Annotated in this window: 15 protein-coding genes; 8 read left to right on the top strand and 7 right to left on the bottom strand. The window is 62.0% G+C overall.

Annotation, left to right across the window (positions count from 1 at the left end):
• Nucleotides 1-49: 49 nt before the first annotated feature.
• Together accB and aroQ are read right to left on the bottom strand one after the other, a co-directional pair.
• The gene (accB, locus tag C6Y62_RS06480) at nt 50-520 is read right to left on the bottom strand and encodes an acetyl-CoA carboxylase biotin carboxyl carrier protein (protein ID WP_173953256.1); all 471 of its coding nucleotides are present in this window, start codon (nt 518-520) and stop codon (nt 50-52) included.
• Between the two features lie 46 nt (nt 521-566).
• Nucleotides 567-1,019 (bottom strand): type II 3-dehydroquinate dehydratase, encoded by a 453-nt coding sequence (gene aroQ / locus C6Y62_RS06485; RefSeq protein ID WP_173953257.1) that lies wholly within the window; start codon nt 1,017-1,019, stop codon nt 567-569.
• A 502-nt stretch (nt 1,020-1,521) separates the two neighbouring features.
• Between aroQ and C6Y62_RS06490 the strand changes: the two genes are divergently transcribed.
• Nucleotides 1,522-2,715, top strand: coding sequence for a pyridoxal-phosphate-dependent aminotransferase family protein (locus C6Y62_RS06490; protein WP_173953258.1), 1,194 nt, complete (start codon nt 1,522-1,524; stop codon nt 2,713-2,715).
• A 125-nt stretch (nt 2,716-2,840) separates the two neighbouring features.
• Here C6Y62_RS06490 and C6Y62_RS06495 read toward each other — a convergent pair whose 3' ends face one another.
• The 3 genes from C6Y62_RS06495 to C6Y62_RS06505 form a co-directional block, all read right to left on the bottom strand.
• Nucleotides 2,841-3,296: a response regulator transcription factor gene (locus C6Y62_RS06495; protein ID WP_173953259.1), complete on the bottom strand. Its 456-nt coding sequence runs from the start codon at nt 3,294-3,296 to the stop codon at nt 2,841-2,843.
• A gap of 173 nt (nt 3,297-3,469) precedes the next feature.
• A complete protein-coding gene (locus C6Y62_RS06500; protein WP_173953260.1) occupies nt 3,470-4,537 on the bottom strand; it encodes a twin-arginine translocation signal domain-containing protein in 1,068 nt (355 codons plus the stop codon).
• A 116-nt stretch (nt 4,538-4,653) separates the two neighbouring features.
• Nucleotides 4,654-5,334, bottom strand: coding sequence for a DUF1007 family protein (locus C6Y62_RS06505; RefSeq protein ID WP_173953261.1), 681 nt, complete (start codon nt 5,332-5,334; stop codon nt 4,654-4,656).
• A 155-nt stretch (nt 5,335-5,489) separates the two neighbouring features.
• Here C6Y62_RS06505 and C6Y62_RS06510 point away from each other — a divergent pair, with 155 nt between their 5' ends.
• On the top strand, nt 5,490-6,605 hold the full coding sequence (locus C6Y62_RS06510; protein WP_246274428.1) for a zinc ABC transporter substrate-binding protein: 1,116 nt from the start codon (nt 5,490-5,492) through the stop codon (nt 6,603-6,605).
• Between the two features lie 218 nt (nt 6,606-6,823).
• Here the strand turns inward: C6Y62_RS06510 and C6Y62_RS16350 are convergent, their stop codons facing one another.
• Nucleotides 6,824-7,819 (bottom strand): L,D-transpeptidase, encoded by a 996-nt coding sequence (locus C6Y62_RS16350; protein WP_246274429.1) that lies wholly within the window; start codon nt 7,817-7,819, stop codon nt 6,824-6,826.
• A 121-nt stretch (nt 7,820-7,940) separates the two neighbouring features.
• Complete coding sequence (locus tag C6Y62_RS06520) at nt 7,941-8,612, bottom strand: cupin domain-containing protein (RefSeq protein WP_173953262.1); 672 nt, start codon at nt 8,610-8,612, stop codon at nt 7,941-7,943.
• 227 nt (nt 8,613-8,839) lie between these two features.
• Here C6Y62_RS06520 and ggt point away from each other — a divergent pair, with 227 nt between their 5' ends.
• From ggt to C6Y62_RS06550, 6 genes are all read left to right on the top strand, one after another.
• Nucleotides 8,840-10,558 carry a gamma-glutamyltransferase gene (ggt, locus tag C6Y62_RS06525; protein ID WP_173953263.1) on the top strand — a complete coding sequence of 573 codons (1,719 nt, stop codon included), beginning with the start codon at nt 8,840-8,842 and terminating at the stop codon, nt 10,556-10,558.
• A gap of 2 nt (nt 10,559-10,560) precedes the next feature.
• Nucleotides 10,561-11,565, top strand: coding sequence for an FAD-dependent oxidoreductase (locus C6Y62_RS06530; RefSeq protein ID WP_173953264.1), 1,005 nt, complete (start codon nt 10,561-10,563; stop codon nt 11,563-11,565).
• Nucleotides 11,566-11,672: 107 nt separating this feature from the next.
• Nucleotides 11,673-11,912, top strand: coding sequence for a sulfur carrier protein ThiS (thiS, locus tag C6Y62_RS06535; protein ID WP_173953265.1), 240 nt, complete (start codon nt 11,673-11,675; stop codon nt 11,910-11,912).
• A 12-nt stretch (nt 11,913-11,924) separates the two neighbouring features.
• Nucleotides 11,925-12,767, top strand: a complete 843-nt coding sequence (locus C6Y62_RS06540; protein WP_420844146.1) for a thiazole synthase — start codon at nt 11,925-11,927, stop codon at nt 12,765-12,767.
• Nucleotides 12,768-12,800: 33 nt separating this feature from the next.
• Nucleotides 12,801-13,412 carry a thiamine phosphate synthase gene (locus tag C6Y62_RS06545; RefSeq protein WP_173953500.1) on the top strand — a complete coding sequence of 204 codons (612 nt, stop codon included), beginning with the start codon at nt 12,801-12,803 and terminating at the stop codon, nt 13,410-13,412.
• Between the two features lie 106 nt (nt 13,413-13,518).
• On the top strand, nt 13,519-14,523 hold the full coding sequence (locus C6Y62_RS06550; RefSeq protein WP_173953266.1) for a CHAD domain-containing protein: 1,005 nt from the start codon (nt 13,519-13,521) through the stop codon (nt 14,521-14,523).
• Nucleotides 14,524-14,627 lie beyond the last annotated feature (104 nt).

Here is a 14,627-nt window from a genome sequence, read left to right on the forward strand (position 1 = left end):
AGCTGTTTCCCCGTCACCGCGATGGCCGGCACCCGCAGCCAGCCTCCCTTTATTCGATGATGACGAGCGGTTCGCCGAACTCAACGGGTTGACCATTTTCGATCAGAACAGCGGTCACCTTGCCGGAGTGGGGGGCGGGGATCTGGTTCATGGTCTTCATCGCTTCGATGATGAAGAGCGTGTCGCCCTGGGTCACCTGCGAGCCAACCTCAACGAACGATGCAGCGCCCGGCTCCGGCGAACGGTAGGCCGTGCCAACCATCGGCGATTTTACGACGCCGGGATGCTTGGCCGGATCGGCCGACGCAGCCTTGGCCGGAGCAGCGCCAGCGGGAGCGGCGGCGACAGCAGCCGGAGCGGCGACCACTGACTGGACATTCAGAGTGCGAGCGACGCGGATTTTAAGCCCGCTTTTCTCGATCTCGATTTCACTCAGACCAGTCTCATTCAACAGTTCGGCGAGCTGCCGGATTACCCGCTGCTCGTCACCTGCCGTATCGCCTTTATCCTTCGCCGTCATGCTTCGCTTTTCCTTCTTGTGCGGCTTGTCTTTCCGCTCAGTTCTTTTAGCCACGACGCGCCTGCGCCAGTAAATCGGCGAGGGCTTCCAAGGCTAACTCGTACCCCTTGGCGCCGAGCCCGCAAATGAGGCCCTTTGCTGCCAGCGTTACATAGGAATGCTGCCGGAATGGTTCGCGGCGGAACAGATTGGATAGATGCACCTCGATAACCGGCAATTCGGCCGCTTGCAGGGCATCCAGAATAGCAATCGACGTGTGTGAGTAGGCGCCTGCGTTTAGGATGATGGCGGCAGCGTTGTCACGCGCCTCCTGGATCCAGGTAACCAGTTCGCCCTCGCTGTTCGACTGCCGGAAATCGATCGAGAGCCCCAGAGCCTCGGCCCGCACCTCAGCCCGCTTGCGCACATCCTCGAGGGTATCCGTGCCATAGATGGCCGGCTCGCGCAGCCCGAGCATGTTAAGGTTTGGTCCGTTGAGGACGAAGATCGGTTTAGCCATAGTTTCCCTGGGGTCTGGCCCGCTTGAGGCGGCCGGTTGAGCATTATCCGGCCGGGGGCTGGGCCCCGTCTATCAGTTTTCCCGCGGGTGCGGAAGAGATCCGGTTATCTTAGCCGGAAGTTGGGCCTGCTATGCCTTATTGGCGCTCCCCTTGCCAAAAAAGTACGCTTGCGGCCACCCGACCGGCGGTTGGTAAGGTTTCTGGCTATGCAACGAACGGGTGGTTGGCCAAGGACCATTTCAGCGCAGCGGCAGTTCGCACGGATGGTTGGGCTTTGCTTCGACATGGCCGGGCCGGGTGCTACAGTTTGCCCACCCTCGGCTGGTGCGTTGGCTGGGCCCAAACCATTGGCATGGCTTGACGACGGTTTGCTTTCGTACCTATAGCTGGCACTTCGCCGACAAAAGAAAGCCCACGCGGGTGCCTCGTGCTCGGTTTTGGCCGAGGCTGGTGCCGTGGGAAAAGCTGCGAATTGTTCGCAGGGCTGCTAGGGGAACGACAATGGCCAATCACGCCGGCCGACATTTCCTGCAAATTCCGGGCCCTACGCCGGTGCCGGAGCGCGTCCACAATGCCATGGCACGGTCGATGATGGATCATCGCGGCCCGGCTTTCTGCGAATTTGGGCAGAAGCTGTTTGCCGACGTCAAAGGCATCTTCAAAACGCAGCAGCCGGTTATCATTTTTCCGTCCTCGGGCACGGGCTCCTGGGAAGCAGCGCTGACCAACACGCTCTCCCCTGGCGACCACGTCCTCGTCATGGAAACCGGCCAGTTCGCTGTCCTGTGGACGAAGCTGGCTGAGCGCCTGGGCCTGAAGCCGGAAGTCATCGCCAATGACTGGCGGTCCGGCGCTGATGCGAACGCACTGGAAGCCCGTTTGCGCGCTGACAGCTCACAGCAGATCAAGGCTGTGTGCGTGGTGCAGAACGAGACGTCTACCGGCGCCCGCACTCACATTGACGAAATTCGCAAGGCGATGGATGCCGCCGGTCATTCGGCGCTGCTGATGGTCGACACCATCTCCTCGCTGGCCGCCATGGATTACCGCCATGACGAATGGGGCGTCGACATCACCATTTCGGGCTCGCAAAAGGGCCTGATGTTGCCGCCTGGCCTTTCCTTCACTGCGGTCAGCCAGAAGGCTCTGGCTGCTTCCAAGAAGGCCACGCTGGCGCGCGCCTATTTCAGCTGGGACGACATGCTGGCCATCAACGGTTCGGGCACGTTCCCCTATACGCCTCCGATCGGTTTGCTGTTCGGTCTCGCCGAGACGATCTCGATGCTGAACGAGGAAGGTCTCAGCAACGTTTTCGCCCGGCATGAGCGCCTCGCCGAAGCTACCCGTCGTGCCGTCAAGGCCTGGGGGCTTGAGGTCTGGTGCCAGGATGCACGCGCCTATTCGCCAGTCGTCACGGCTGTCGAGATGCCTGAGGGACATAACTCCGACGCGTTCCGCAAGATCGTGCTCGAAAACTTCAACATGTCGCTCGGAACCGGCCTCAACAAGCTGGCAAGCAAGGCATTCCGTATCGCTCACCTTGGATACACCAACGAGCTGACGATCATGGGTGCATTGGCTGGCGTCGAAATGGGTCTGGAGCTTGCTCGCGTGCCGCACAACAAGGGCGGCGTATCGGCAGCGATGGCCTATCTCGCTGAAGCTGCGAGCCCGGCAACGGCGCAGGCCGCTTGATACTGTTGTCCGCTGCTGATTTGCGGCGCGGCGTTACACACAGAACTGAAAACCCCGCCATCAGTTGCGGGGTTTTTTATTGCCTGACTACGCTCCGCGAATCCGTGCACTGCGACGCCGATCGCCTACTTGCGCGTGCGCACGCGACGCAGGGCCTTGCTGATGCGATCGCTGCAAAGATCGTCCTTGTGGAATGCGTCGGTAACGCCCGCGGTGAAAAGCCGGGCGCGATAGGCCTGCGTCAGCCAGTTGCTGATCACAATGATCGGGCCCATGAACCGCTGACTGCGTAGCTGCGCAATTGCCGCCAGCGCTTGATGTGGCTCGCCATCGGCCGCAAGGTCGCCAACGACGACAAGCGAAGGCGAGTTCTCGGCGAGGAGTGCGATGGCGCGCTCGACCGTCGCGGTGCGCTCTATAAGTGCCGCATAACCGAACAGAACGCGCAGCGTTGCACAAATGCGGTCCGCTTCAGCGTCACAACGTTCGATGACAAGAGCGCCCGCTGCGTTGGAATGGCTTATGTCGCTTGCTCCTGACTTTGGGGGATGACCGCGATTGGGTGGGTTTACTGACTTCATCAAACCGGATGGGAGAATGCCGAACGGAGAAATGGCGCCCGCGCGAACGGGTGCAGTGGTGCTTTCTCAGATCATTCGGCGCTTGACCGCGTGCGTTACGGTAACGCTGAGCAAATCAGCCGTCCGTCGCAGCGAATTGAAAAACAGTGTTAAAAAATCGGTCGTTAGAGAATTTAGCCAATAAAGCTTTCACTATATCGCGTGGACCGACGGAACGCATTGTAGCTGTGGTTGATGCGCCGGGTGGTGGCATCGGAGCCTGCAACATGCGCAACGACGGCATCGGCGATCTGTCGGATGGCGTGGTCCAGTTCCAGGGCAATTGGCCAGATGCGATTAGCATCGGCTGCAGGATGCAGCAGATGCCGATGGGCTTCTTCTTCCGCCAGCGACTGATTGAATTCGCTTGCCGCTGCGGCAGTCAGCACAGCCTGTTCGCTATCCTGCAGGCTTTCCCAGAACGGCCGGTTGATCGCCAACGCTAGCGCGCTGCCGTTCCGATTGATGCTGGTACCGGCGGAATAGGCAGCACTGCGCGTCAATCCGACTGCATAGGTTGCGATAGCGCCACCGCATTCGGCCGCAAGCAATTCGCCGTTTGCGATTGCATCGGCGATGTGAGCCGGCGCCATGTTGACGGGCTCAAGCCCAAGGCCACGCGCGACGTCGCCGCCCAGTCCGATGATTTGCATTCTGCATCCGGCAAGTGCACCCACCGTTTCGATGCGTCTGCTGGCCATGAAGTAGCTTGTGGGACCGGTATGAGCAGCCAGAAGCGGTTTGATATTTGCTTCTGCGCCCAGTTCATCCCATAGCGCCTGGCCGCCACCAGCCACCAGCCAGGTGTTGAGCAGGCGAGGCGGCAAGCCGCATTCGCCCGGCAGGCCGGAGAAAAAGCTGAAGCCACGATGCTGTCCGGCATGCGCGTTGAGGTCGCCGAAGAACAGGTCCGCGTCGCCCTTTTGCACGGCTGCAAGGCCGTCGTCCGCGCTGTACTGCAGCGACACTTCCAGATGCCCTTGGCCGAGCAGTGCAATCGAGCGCGCGAGCCGGTTAGCCCAATCGGCGGGGCCGGCAAATCCATCGGCCCAGGGTAACGCGAGGCGTAGCTGCCTGATGCCCCGATTGACAGCCGGCGTGGCCACGCTGGCCTGATGATCGGCCGCAAGGGATTGTCCGACCGCCAATGTCGATGCGGCGGCGACAGCACCCGTCGATTTCAGGAAGTCACGGCGGTCCATCGTAAGCACATCCCTGAAGGCAGATGGCGGCATCAAAACCTATCGTGTTGCAGTTGACAACGCCCCGTGCCGCGTCGGCGTTGTCAGCGGCGGCGCCCGCATAGAACACTGGCCGATTATGACTTTGCGCATTCAATTGCGACAGCGCGTGAAGACCCGATGTTTACCGTGCCACCGTCGCCCATCACGCTGGAGAAAGCATCGTTCAGGCCTTGCAGGTCGCTGTCCGGTTCCGGCTGGGCCTCGCTGATGGCGGGCTTGCAGTTGGACGGTGCGCCAGCGCCCAGCTTGATGGGGTCCGCCTCCGCGAAATTGAAGGCGATGAAATAGCTGGAATCGAACACCGAGAATGAAAAGCCCTTGGCATCGGCGGGCACCGGCTTTTCAAGCGGCAGCGTGAAGAACAGCGTCAGGATGCCGTCGTCGGTGTGCTCCAGCCAATAGTCGGTCGGTGGTTTAAAGGTGAGATTGGCATCGCCCAGTTTTGCGCTGATGAAGTAGTCGAACTCCTTCAGGCCGTCGATGTTCACCTGCGCCAGTTCCTGCAACTCCTCGCGCGAGTATTTGCCGTCGCCGTTCTTGTCGAGGCCTTCGATGGCAGTCTCTGTATACAGCTCGTCGAATGTCCATGCCTGCTGCAGACCAGCGATGGCGCCATTCTCGTAAAGCACCGTCTCCTTCATCGTCACCCAGACGTGCGGATGCGCGGCGGCGCGATCCCACGTTCCAAACATTGCAGTTGTGGCGGCAAGCACCGTCGCGACAATGGCGGGCATGGCGGAAAAGACGGCGCGCAAAGCTTGTTCTCCTGGCAACGGATCGGCGACGCTAGCCGATGCGCGATGATCGCGAATTGGTGAATGGTGCAGGAACGTGGCAGTTGCGTGGTCGCGTCCGGTACACTAGCTTCACCCGGATATTATCACATCACGCCAACAGCAGGATTTATAGCATGACGGGGCGCGTTTGCGCGCTGGGGTCGATGCCCCATTATATAGGTGGCCGCCCTGCCGATGCCGAGCCCCTGCGCGGCGCGTTGGCGGCAATGCTACTGCGGGTTGCGGCAATCTGGCTTCTGCTGGCTGTGCCTGTTCTTGCGTCCTCGATCGCCGCCGCTAATGCGGCTGATGGCGGCCCTGATGCTGTCACGTCGGCGGCATCGCCTCTGGATGTCGTTGTAACCATCAAGCCCATCCATTCGCTGGTTGCCCAGGTTATGGAAGGCGTGGGCGAGCCGTCGCTGCTGGTGGAAGGCTCGGCCTCGCCGCACAGTTTTTCGCTCAAGCCATCACAGGTTGGCGCAATCAATCGCGCGACCGTTTTTTTTCGTGTGTCGGAATGGCTGGAACCGTTCACGGGAAAAGTGGTGCGCGCGCTGCCGGCGTCGGTCGAGCTTGTAACCTTGATGGATACGCCAGAGCTCAAGCTGCTGCCCAGGCGCAAGACCGGGACGTTTGAGCCACACGATCACGCGGGTGAACATGCCCATCATCACGACAGCGATCACGGCCATCACCACAGCCACGATGACGTTGGGTCCAGCGACAGCCACATCTGGCTTGATCCGCAGAACGCCAAATATCTCGTGAGCCACATCGCCGATGTGCTGAGCAAGCACTATCCGGCCCATGCTGCGAAGTTTGCAGCGAATGCAGAAGCAGCACGTGCGCGTATCGATGCGCTTGCGGCTGAACTGGAGAACGACCTGCGCGCGGTGCAGGATCGCCCGTTCATCGTTTTCCACGACGCCTATCAGTATTTCGATGCCCGCTTCGCTCTCAACGCGGTCGGCTCGATTACCGTCAGCCCCGATGTGCGCCCAAGTGCGAAGCGACTGTCGGAGTTGCGCCGGCGTATCCGTTCGCTCAAGGCCGCATGCGTTTTTGCCGAGCCGATGTATCAGCCGCGCCTTGTGAAGGCGGTGATCGAAGGAACGGATGCGCGGTCCGGCACGCTGGATCCGGAGGGAATGCTGCTGAAACCGGGGCCTGACCTTTACGAGAAACTGATGCGCAATCTCGCGGCGGATCTCAATCGGTGTTTAGCGAACGCGGCCAGCGAAGGCTGATCAGCAGCTAAGCCGCCTGCAAATCAGGAGCGCGATGAACCGACCGCGCGATTGCCAATGCGTTCGGCAAATTGCATCCGTGTCACGCGCACTAACCAAGTTTTGTCAGCAGACCGCAGGTTTCCATTCGGTCTCCCCGTAGCAGCGGGCAATAAAAAAAGGCAGCGCCGGAGCGCTGCCTTTTCTTTGTTCGGTTCGGCTTGAGCGAGAGACAAATCTCAGAGCGAAGCGCTCTTCTCTTCCTCAGCTTGATCGGCGGAAGCGCGCCGGGCGGCCTCCGCTGCCTTCTTCGCGGCCTCGGCAGCACGCTTTGCAGCTTCGGCAGCGCGGGCTGCGGTGGCGGCGGCGCGCTCGGCGATTGCGAGCGTGTCTTCCGGCGAGGCAGCGGCAACAGGAGCGGCGGAAACCGCTTCAGGCTTGCGCTTTGGAAGCTTCACGGGCTTCGGCTGATCCAGCGGACGGCTTTCGGTGTCGGCGCCCATCGCTTCAGCCTGCGCTGCGGCGGAAGGAGCGAGGTTGCGTACCGGACGCGCAGCCGGACGATAAGCCGGCGGTGTGCCTTCCGAGCGGGCCGTGCGCAGCGGCGCTACCGGCGTCGGATCGGGGGCTTGGTCGCTGGAAGCAAACGTCTGGCCGTTGAAGCGCTCCCACGTCACGGTCACCTTGGTGCCGACGGGAATGCGCGGATAGAGATCCAGCACGTCCTCGTTGAGCATGCGAATGCAACCCTTCGACACAGCCTGTCCAATCGTCCACGGAGCGTCGGTGCCATGGATGCGATAGAGGCTGGAGCCGAGGTAAAGCGCGCGCACGCCCAGCGGGTTCTGCGGATGGCCGCCGGGCACCCAGCTCGGCAGGCGCGGGTTCTCGCGCAGCATTTCCGGCGTCGGGCGCCAGGATGGGTTCTCGCGCTTGCTGGTGACGGAGGTTGCCCCCTGCCAACGGCTCTGTTCGCGCGGCGCCGCGATCGGGTAGCTCAGCGCTGTGCCCGTCTTGGTGATGAGATAAAGACGGCGATCGCCGAAGCTGACGATGATCTGGCCGGGCGTATATTTGGGATTGAAGCTTACGGTCTGTCTGCTGCCGCCCCACTCCTTGCCGCCGCCCCATAGAAATTCGAACAGGCCTTGAGCCTGTGCCGAGGGCGCAGTGAGGGGGACGAGCAGCGTTAACGCGGCTACAGCGGCAGAACTCATCAGACGGCGGAAGAGCATTTTCTGAGGGGCTCCTGAGATTGGGGAGGGCTAAAGCGGGATGCGCTTAAGGATGCGGCCAGTTGGTGAATGCTAGGTTTATCGCAGTCTCATTTTTTGCGGCAGGGCACACCGGCCACACTCACACTTTGAACACAATCTGGAGGGTCCTTCCGCCAGCTATTCCGTGGGCGGTGTGTTCTTTCGCGCACGCTTTGACGTCTGATTCCATTAGCGAATTGCTCCGATGGTTGAGGCCTGAGCTGGGGCGCTCCGATGCGCGGCACGATTCGATGCGGGTCAAGGGGTATCCTGTGGAGAAGCTTGGGACGGCGGCGCAGACATATTTTTCGCCGCGGGTATTCGGCACGCCATCGGCGCCCATGAATACCGCCAGAATCCGCGCCGGTATGCCGCCGGAATTCCGGCCGCTGTGGGGCCAGTCCATCGCTTCCATGACGGCATCGCCCTGACGGTATGTCCGGGAGCCCTGCACGCCGTAGTCGACGGTAACCTCACCCTCCAATATGTAGCCGAACATCGGCACGTCGTGCTGATGCCAGCCGGTTGTCTCGCCGGGCTGCATCGTTACGATGACGGCAGTAACGTGCGCCGGCCGCTGTTCAGGATAGGCAATCGCCTGACCGATCACCGTTTGCGCCGTATTGAGCAGGGTGGTTACGCTCTCGCCTGCGTGCGCAGGAGCGTTGGCCTCGCGAGCAATGCACCTTTCGCCCAGGGTTGCCAGACCGGCCAGCGTCAGGCCAAGACACAGGGCAGGCGCGTACCGGTAAGCTAATTGTCTGCGTGCCATGCCGTGCTCTCCAGAACCTACGCGAATGCGGATTGTGCTCTGCGGGATCATGGCCGAAGTTGATGAACAACTCCCCTTGCTTCCCTTCCTCACATCCTTGTTAGGCCCATCGAATGCCAATGATTGCTCGCTCCGGAACTCAGACTTTGGTTAGCCGCGCAGGCGTTGCCCTGCGGCGGTACGGTCTGAGTTGGGCAGCTGCCGTTTGGATCGGCGTCGGCGTCGCTATGTCGGCGATGCCCGGTGCGGCCGTGGCTCAGTTGCTCGATCCGCGCAGCCAGCCCGAAGCGGCATCGGGGTATGGTCGCCACAAACTGGCAACTGCAACCCGCCACATGGTGTCGGCGGCCAACGCGCATGCCGCCGAGGCCGGACGCGAGATGTTGCGTCAGGGTGGCTCCGCTATCGACGCGGCCATCGCAACGCAGCTCGTGCTCAACATCGTCGAACCGCAATCGAGCGGCATCGGCGGCGGGGCGTTCATTCTCTATTGGGACAAGGCGAAGGCATCGCTGCAGGTCTATGACGGTCGCGAAACCGCCCCGGCATCGGCCCAACCGGACCGTTTCATGAAGGACGGCAAACCGATGCCGTTTGGTGAGGCTGTGCGCTCCGGCTTGAGCATCGGCGTGCCCGGAATTGTGCGCCTGCTGGAAGAAACCCATCGCCAGCATGGCAAGCTGGCATGGGCGAAGCTGTTCGAGCCAGCAATCCGCCTTGCCGAAGAAGGCTTTGAGGTTTCGCCGCGGCTTAATCTGCTGCTGCATCTCGAAGGCGCCGACAGCTTTGTGCCAGCGGCGCGCCGCTATTTCTTCACCGAGGACGGTGCGCCGGTGCCAGTGGGACACCTGCTCAAAAACCCTGAATTCGCCAAGACGCTGCGCGCGATTGCGGCGGGTGGATCGGAAGCATTTTACAGCGGTGAGATAGCGCAGGCCATTGTCGATGCGGTGGCTTCTGCGCCGACCGCTGCGGGTGGCATGACGCTGGAGGATCTGAGCAATTATCAGGTCAAGCAGCGCGCGCCCCTCTGCATCACCTATCGCGCCTATGAAGTATGCGGTGTTGGCGCGCCTTCGTCGGGCGGCATCGCGGTGGCGCAGACGCTGAAGCTGATCGAGCCGTTCACTCTGGGCGATTCGCCAGATGTGGCGCTGGGTGCGCCGGCTGTGCATCTGATTGCCGAGGCGCAGAAGCTCGCCTTTGCCGATCGCAATCGCTACATCGGCGACCCTGAATTCGTGCACGTTCCCGAGGGGATGCTGGATGAGGCGTATCTGGCGGAGCGCCGCAAGCTGATCGATCCTAAAAGCGCCGCCGATCGTCCGCCCGCAGGCAAGCCGCCGGGCTCTGAGCGCCAGTCGTTCGGCGTTGATGCAACGGTTGAGCGCGCAGGCACCAGCCACATCTCCATCATCGATGCGGACGGCAACGCGCTTTCCATGACCACCACGATCGAAGGCGCTTTCGGTTCGCATAACTGGGCAGCGGGTTTTCTGCTCAACAATGAGCTGACGGATTTTTCGTTGCGTCCCGTTGATGCCGATGGCCAGCCGGCTGCCAATGCAGTGGGGCCTGGCAAACGGCCGCGCTCGTCGATGTCGCCCACCATCGTGTTCGACGCGCAGCGCAATGTTGAGGCTGTGCTGGGTTCGCCCGGTGGCAGCCGCATCATTCTCTATGTGCTGAAAACGCTGATCGCGATGATCGACTGGCGCATGGATGCGCAGCAGGCAGCCGACCTGTTGAACTTCGGCAGCCAGGGGCATGCGCTTGAACTGGAAGTGGGTTGGCGGGCAGTGCCACTGGCGTTGGCGTTGCGGCCGTTCGGGCATGCCATTCTGCCTTCGCTCATGACATCGGGCGTGCACATCGTCGGCCAGCGCAACGGCCAGCTTGACGGTGCGGCCGATATTCGCCGTGAAGGCGCCGCACTCGGAGATTGAGCATGACGCGTTCCATCACGGTGCTCGGTGCCGGGGTTCTGGGTCTCTGGCAGGCGTTGACTCTCGCGCGGGCGGGCCATCGGGTGCGTTTGCTTGAGAGCAGCGTTGAGCCATTCGCTGCGGCCGCCAGCCTCTATGGCGGTGTGATGCTGGCGCCGGAGCGTGAGGCGGAAACAGCGCCGGCCATGCTGCGCGAACTGGGCCTTGAAGGCGTCGCGCTGTGGCGTGCGCTCTATCCGCAGTTGCGCTGTAACGGCAGCCTCGTTGTGGCGAGCCCGCGCGATCAGGGCGAGCTGGAGCGTTTCGCACAACGTACGCAAGGCCACGGGCTGTTGCGCGCCGACGAACTTGCTGAACGCGAGCCCGATCTGGCCGGGCGTTTCAACGGCGCGCTATTCTTTGCCGACGAAGCGCACATGTCCGCGCCAGATGCGTTGCAGTTTCTGCTGGATGAAGCGCGGCGGGCGGGTGCCGAGATCGTATTCGGTGTCGGCGCTGGAGCCGACACTAACGGCGACAACGCCGCCGATGTTGTCATCGATTGCCGCGGCATGGCTGCTCGCGATCATCTGCCCGATCTGCGCGGCGTACGTGGCGAGCGCGTGCTGATCCGCTCGACTGACATCACGCTGTCGCGGCCGGTGCAGTTCCTGCATCCGCGCATTCCGCTTTATGTCGTGCCGTGGGGCGCCGGCCTCTACATGATTGGCGCCACCGTCATCGAAAGCGAAGAGCCCGGCGCGATGAGCGTGCGGTCGGCGCTGGAGCTGCTGGGCGGCGCCTATGCGGTGCATCCGGCGTTTGCCGAGGCGGAGATTGTGGCCTTCGGAGCAGGTGTGAGGCCCGCGTTTCCCGATAACGTGCCGCGCGCGATCGTGCGCGATGGCGGCCGGCGTATATTCGTAAACGGCGCCTATCGCCATGGCTTTCTGCTGGGCCCGGTTCTGGCGCGCACGGTGGCGGATTATCTCGCCGATGGCCGGACGGGCGCACTGTTGCGGGTTTGAGTGCGGCGCTGGATGCGGGCTGGATTTGCCGCCTATGCGGTATTAAACCGGCTCCGTTCCTATATATCCGCATATCGGGTTAGGCGAAGTTGCCCGGGAGACTGGCGATGGACGCAAACATTGACAATCGAGGCGACGCTTGCCGCGCGGTCGAGATCGTTGTGAACGGTGAGGCGACGGCGACCGCCGCGCCAACGCTGTTTGATCTGGTGGCGGAGCGCGGCCTGGCGGACGTGCGCGTCGCCACCGCGCGCAACGGTGATTTCATTCCCGAACGTGCGCGCGCCGAAACACGTTTGCAGGCGGGAGACCGCATTGAAATTCTTTCCGCACGTCACGGCGGCTGAGGCCACGCAACCATGAACGCACCTTCAACCGGGATGGACATCAAGGCCGGGGCTGAGCGCAGCGCGCTGACGCTGTATGGCGAGGCTTTGTCTTCGCGCATGCTGATCGGCACCGCGCAATATCCTTCGCCGCAGGTTCTGGCCGAAGCGGTTGAAGCGTCGGGCGCGGGCATCGTAACGGTTTCGCTGCGGCGGGAGCAGGCGCGCGGGCGCACCGGTGAACGGTTTTTGCAGCTCATCGCCGATCTGGGTGTTCGCGTGCTGCCCAACACCGCAGGATGCCACACGGTAAAAGAGGCCATCACCACCGCGCACATGGCGCGCGAGCTGTTCGATACGCCGTGGCTGAAGCTTGAGGTGATCGCCAACGACGACACGTTGCAGCCGGATGTGTTCGGCCTTGTGGAAGCTGCGAGCGCGTTGTGTGCCGATGGCTTCAACGTTCTACCGTACACGACCGAAGATCTTTCGGTGGCGGATCGCCTGCTTGCCGCCGGCTGCCGCGTGCTGATGCCGTGGGGCGCGCCGATCGGCACCGGGCGCGGTCTTGCGAACCCCTATGCGCTGCGCAGCATGCGCGCCTATTTTCCCGATGTGCCGTTGATTATCGACGCTGGCATCGGTGCGCCTTCCCACGCCGCACAGGCAATGGAAATGGGCTTTGACGGTGTGCTGCTCAATACCGCGATCGCAAAGGCCGCCGATCCGGTTCGTATGGCGCGGGCGTTTGCGCAAGCGATTGAGGCGGGCCGCAGCGCTTATGAAGCCGGCCTCATGGGCGTGCGTGATATGGCCCAGCCGTCGACCCCGGTGGTCGGTACGCCGTTTTTTGATCTGCGCACGGATGGTGCCTGAACCGTGACTGATGTGAAAAGCGCGCCACCAGTTTTGCAGCCGGATGTCTTCTATCCCATCGTGCCCGATGCCGCCTGGGCTGCGCGCGTCATTCCGCTGGGCGTCCGCACGCTGCAACTGCGCATCAAGGATGCGGCGTCGGCGGATGTCCTACAGCAGATCGAAGCCACGCTTGCGATTGCGCGTCGCCACGGATGCCAGCTGATCGTGAACGATTATTGGCGGGAGGCGATTGCGGCCGGTGCTGATTATGTACATCTCGGGCAGGAAGATCTGGTCGCGGCTGACGTTGTTGCGATCAAAGCTGCCGGCATTCGCATTGGCATTTCGACCCACTCGATCGAAGAACTGGATACCGCTCTTGCGGCCGCGCCTGACTACATTGCGCTTGGCCCCATCTACGAGACGAAGCTGAAGGCGATGAAGTGGCAGCCGCAGGGGCTAGATCGCATCGGTGCGTGGAAACAGCGAATCGGCGCGCTGCCGCTGGTTGCGATTGGTGGCATTACGCCGGAACGGGCCGATGGCGTCGTGGGTGCGGGCGCCGATAGCGTCGCTGTCATTACCGATTTTATGACAGCGCAACATCCTGAGAAACGCATCGAAACCTGGCTTGCGTGGGCGGCGCGTCAACGTTTGGCTTAAGGTTCAGGGCTTACACTGCTTGCCTCTAAAGCGATCGCAGCTTCAAATGCGCGCGACAACTGCATCGATATTCATTGCAGAACAGGGTGCAGACTAGCGGTGATGCATGGCTTTTCGCTTCAACCCCACGGAACGCATTGCAGACGGCTTTCAGCGCATTGTCGCTGAGCAGATTGCACGCGCGCAGGAAATTCTGCGCAACGCGAGCGAAGAATCCGTCGCCGTGCATGAGGCGCGCAAATCGATCAAGCGGCTGCGTGCACTGCTGCGGCTGGTGCGGCCTTCGATTGGTGAAAAAACCTTCAAAGGTGAGAACGCTTTTCTTCGCGATATAGGCCTGTCGCTTTCCGGCGCGCGGGATCGTTTCGTACTGACAGAGACGTTGAAGAAACTTGGCGCGGAAGCACAGATCGAGCCACGCTCGCTGATTGCCGATGTGTGCGCATGCATCGCTGGCGGTAGTGAAGCTAGCGATCCTGAGCAGCCGCGATTGGCCATCAAACAGGCCGATGCACTGCTTGACGAAGCAAAGGCCCGCCTTGAAACATTGAAATTCGCCGGCAGCCAGTTTGATGTCGTTGGCGCCGGCTTTGAGCAATCCTATCGCCGCGCCCGTCTCGCCTTTGCCGAAGCCTATCGCAGCGATGACGATGAAGCGTTCCACGAATGGCGCAAGGGCGCGCAGACACACTGGCGCCAGATGCTGCTGCTGGCGCCAGCATGGCCGGGTTATCTGGGCGCGCGGGCGGCCGAGGCGCGTGCGTTGTCGCAGTTGCTTGGCGATGATCACGATCTGGCCGTTGTGGTTGCCTTTCTGCAATCCGAGGCAATTACCGGAGTAGATGAAGAAGGTCGCGCCTGCATTGCGGCCAAGGCCAGGGATGCACAGCGCGCACTGCGCGCAGAAGCTTACGCACGCGGCCAGCGGCTGTTTGCGGACGGTCCGAAACGGCTGCGTCGCGCGGTGGGTGAGTTCTGGAATGCGGCGGCCGCCCTGAAAGCGCTGGAAGATGACCGCGCGGTCGAACTCTCAGGTAATGGCGGTAACGGGGGCAAGGCCCGCAAGCGCGTTACCAATGTTGGCCGCAAAGTCAGAAAATCGGCTGAATAGTCCTGTGCAACTCAAGGCCTGAAAAGCCGATCAAGCGCCGGGCTGCCGAGGCTTATGGCCTGGCCTGGGACAAGCCCGAAGGGCTCATCCCGGTGCTTTAAGCC

The organism is Hyphomicrobium sulfonivorans, assembly GCF_013306565.1.
In the GTDB taxonomy this organism is placed as follows: Bacteria; Pseudomonadota; Alphaproteobacteria; order Rhizobiales; family Hyphomicrobiaceae; genus Hyphomicrobium_A; species Hyphomicrobium_A sulfonivorans.

What these genes read in the sequence shown, in the direction of transcription:
- C6Y62_RS06540 (WP_420844146.1), top strand. Translation starts at nt 11,925, where the DNA reads ATGAACGCACCTTCAACCGGGATGGACATCAAGGCCGGGGCTGAGCGC.
- ggt (WP_173953263.1), top strand. Translation starts at nt 8,840, where the DNA reads ATGTCGGCGATGCCCGGTGCGGCCGTGGCTCAGTTGCTCGATCCGCGC.
- accB (WP_173953256.1), bottom strand. Translation starts at nt 520, where the DNA reads ATGACGGCGAAGGATAAAGGCGATACGGCAGGTGACGAGCAGCGGGTA.
- C6Y62_RS06510 (WP_246274428.1), top strand. Translation starts at nt 5,490, where the DNA reads ATGACGGGGCGCGTTTGCGCGCTGGGGTCGATGCCCCATTATATAGGT.
- C6Y62_RS06490 (WP_173953258.1), top strand. Translation starts at nt 1,522, where the DNA reads ATGGCCAATCACGCCGGCCGACATTTCCTGCAAATTCCGGGCCCTACG.
- C6Y62_RS06495 (WP_173953259.1), bottom strand. Translation starts at nt 3,296, where the DNA reads ATGAAGTCAGTAAACCCACCCAATCGCGGTCATCCCCCAAAGTCAGGA.
- C6Y62_RS16350 (WP_246274429.1), bottom strand. Translation starts at nt 7,819, where the DNA reads ATGCTCTTCCGCCGTCTGATGAGTTCTGCCGCTGTAGCCGCGTTAACG.
- aroQ (WP_173953257.1), bottom strand. Translation starts at nt 1,019, where the DNA reads ATGGCTAAACCGATCTTCGTCCTCAACGGACCAAACCTTAACATGCTC.
- C6Y62_RS06530 (WP_173953264.1), top strand. Translation starts at nt 10,561, where the DNA reads ATGACGCGTTCCATCACGGTGCTCGGTGCCGGGGTTCTGGGTCTCTGG.
- C6Y62_RS06550 (WP_173953266.1), top strand. Translation starts at nt 13,519, where the DNA reads ATGGCTTTTCGCTTCAACCCCACGGAACGCATTGCAGACGGCTTTCAG.
- C6Y62_RS06500 (WP_173953260.1), bottom strand. Translation starts at nt 4,537, where the DNA reads ATGGACCGCCGTGACTTCCTGAAATCGACGGGTGCTGTCGCCGCCGCA.
- C6Y62_RS06520 (WP_173953262.1), bottom strand. Translation starts at nt 8,612, where the DNA reads ATGGCACGCAGACAATTAGCTTACCGGTACGCGCCTGCCCTGTGTCTT.
- thiS (WP_173953265.1), top strand. Translation starts at nt 11,673, where the DNA reads ATGGACGCAAACATTGACAATCGAGGCGACGCTTGCCGCGCGGTCGAG.